Origin of the sequence: uncultured Faecalibacterium sp., from assembly GCF_900066275.1 — a bacterium.
Classification (GTDB): domain Bacteria; phylum Bacillota; class Clostridia; order Oscillospirales; family Ruminococcaceae; genus Faecalibacterium; species Faecalibacterium taiwanense.
The window spans coordinates 1-2,267 of the sequence record NZ_FMFG01000081.1 but is presented as its reverse complement, the minus strand read 5'-3'; the positions used below and the strand labels follow the sequence as shown (position 1 = coordinate 2,267).

Genomic DNA, 2,267 nt, shown 5'->3' with positions numbered 1-2,267 from the left:
CGCGCAGCCTGCATCGGAACGGTGCAGAATGAAGGGGATTGGGCACAGCCCAACAAGCATTTTGCAACGCAAAAATGGCGTTTGTATAGACAAAAGCCCTGCTTGCCACAACAATGCGTCCTTTTTGTCCGCAATTTGTAATTTTCAGATTGGAGAAAAACGCCATGGCAAAGACGAAGGCTGAAGAAAAAGCTCTCAACCTTGATCAGATTTTGTTTAACTGCCGGGATTATCTGCGCACTGCGCGCAACTCCGGCTCGTTCTTTGAAAAGCGTGATATCCCCCGCAGTACAGCCCCGAAGTTCTCAAAAAGGTCATGGAACAGGTAGAGAACTTTGAGGAGAACAATTAAGCATTTTCTCGTTTTAATGTGGGATTAGATTGCTGTAGACCTTAATACAAAAAGATAGATAATGAAAATCTGGTGTCTGCTGGTACCAAAAAGCAGTTTGGCATCCTGAAAGACCTGATAAACCGCTCCGACGTGGATATCATCGTCAATGCCTGTGATGCAGGTCACCAAGGGCATGACCATCACGGTGCGCTACTTCAAGGAGGACACCGCCCACCCGGAGGTTCCAGCAGTGGGTAACTACATCACACTGACCGGAAAAGCAGACCGCATCGACCCGGTGTTCCGCACCTTGCAGGTGGGCGACACCGTAGTGCCCTTTGAAGATCTGGTGGAGGTCAGTGGGGAGGGTATCATGGAGATTGACCAATATCTCGGCATCTCCGAGGAATAAAAAACGCTGGGAGAAATCTCCCAGCGCAAGCAGCCCTAATCACGGTACCGATATGTGCCAAGCCAAAGCGGACCCAGCACCCACAACCAGGGCAACGAAACCACTCTCGTCACTTTTAATACCGTAAGCACCAGCGATAAAGCAAATAAGAGGGTCATTGCAATTATTTCGGAACGGTCAGGTTTCTTCTCTATACGCAGATCACCTCGAAAGTCCGGTCACATCTGAGAAATAGTATAAAAGTCAGTATGCTTCATCCGGTTCGGTAGGTGCTGCGGTAATATCACGGTAGAAAGTGGCCCATGCAGCTTCCTTATAGGGGCGTACAAAAAAGAAGCCAATGCTCAATGGAATTGTCAGCAGAAGAAAAAGAGAAATCGCCATAGCCTCTGAACCGGTGAAATATTTGAGAACCAGAAAACCCCCGGCATACAGTGGCAACGAACAGAGCAACTCCCAGCCAATGAAGCTGAAATCCAGACAGAACAGCCGCCATTTGTTGCCATTCATGATCCGCCGGGATTCTGTGATCGCTTCATTTGCGGTCAGCGAAGGATGTTCGGACATGATGTAAGGTGTCATCGCATAGCTGTATGTTTTCACGATTCCCGGAATCACCAACAGCAGCGACCAGAGGGCGATGTACAGACCCTGCAGGAATTTCATGCAGAAGCCATCCCACAGACGGTCTTTCTGAGAGAACAAGTCCGAGATGGCAGCATCATTTCCATCTACAAGGTTCAGATTAAAATGAGCATATCCCAGTTGAACTGCACCGCCCACGATCAGTTGGAGGATTGCCCACAGACCAATGCCGACAATCAAAACAGCAAGCAGCCGACCTCCGTTTGGCTGGGCGAACAGGTTAAAATGAATGTCCTTTGCCTGATTGGAATTGGAAACGACACTGTTGGAACTGCTCACAATGGTAGCACCGAGCGCACTGGCGGCAATACCTGTCAGAACAGCAGTTTTCCATTTTCCGCGCAGAGCATCGAGAGCGAGCATACGATAGTCGGCAGATATTTTCATAAAAGCAACCTCCTGTCTGAAAATGGCAAGTATGTGTGAAAAGGAATATGATATTCCACTTTAATTTAGATACGTTTGAAACGCTGAAAAAATTGCAGCATGAATGAAAAAGAGGCTGTTGCACCGGCTTTTATCCGTGTGCAACAGCCCCTTCCTTTACTTCAGCAGCTTGTCCAGTTCATCATATTGTATTACTGGAGCTTTGCAAGGATTTCTTCAGCCGTCATACCGCTGGCAAGCAGCTTCTTCAGCACATCTTCTGCTTCGCCCTTCTTTGCTTCTTCTGCTGCCTTTGCTTCGGCGGCAGCTTTTTTGTTTTCGGCTTTGACAAGTTCCTTGGTGGCGGCTTTCAATTCTGCTTTCTTGGCTTTCAGCTGCGTTTTCAGATCATCGAGATTTGCAGTCAGCGTAGCAACCTCAGATTCGATTTTTTCCTTTTCAGCGGTCTTTTCTGCAACGACGGCTGCATAATCAACGCTGGCCTTTACA

Annotated in this window: 4 protein-coding genes; 2 read left to right on the top strand and 2 right to left on the bottom strand. The window is 48.0% G+C overall.

Features of this window, described 5'->3' with window-relative positions; translation table 11 throughout:
* Nucleotides 1-164: 164 nt before the first annotated feature.
* Complete coding sequence (locus QZL71_RS13045; RefSeq protein WP_294649171.1) at nt 165-329, top strand: hypothetical protein; 165 nt, start codon at nt 165-167, stop codon at nt 327-329.
* Between the two features lie 171 nt (nt 330-500).
* Nucleotides 501-746: a hypothetical protein gene (locus QZL71_RS13040; RefSeq protein WP_294649169.1), complete on the top strand. Its 246-nt coding sequence runs from the start codon at nt 501-503 to the stop codon at nt 744-746.
* 243 nt (nt 747-989) lie between these two features.
* On the opposite strand, the gene QZL71_RS13035 is transcribed toward QZL71_RS13040, so the two are convergent.
* Both QZL71_RS13035 and QZL71_RS13030 read right to left on the bottom strand, forming a co-directional pair.
* A complete protein-coding gene (locus tag QZL71_RS13035; RefSeq protein ID WP_294649165.1) occupies nt 990-1,778 on the bottom strand; it encodes a DUF975 family protein in 789 nt (262 codons plus the stop codon).
* Between the two features lie 191 nt (nt 1,779-1,969).
* Nucleotides 1,970-2,267, bottom strand: a 298-nt coding sequence (locus QZL71_RS13030) for a hypothetical protein (RefSeq protein ID WP_294649162.1), incomplete at its 5' end; no start/stop codon positions are given.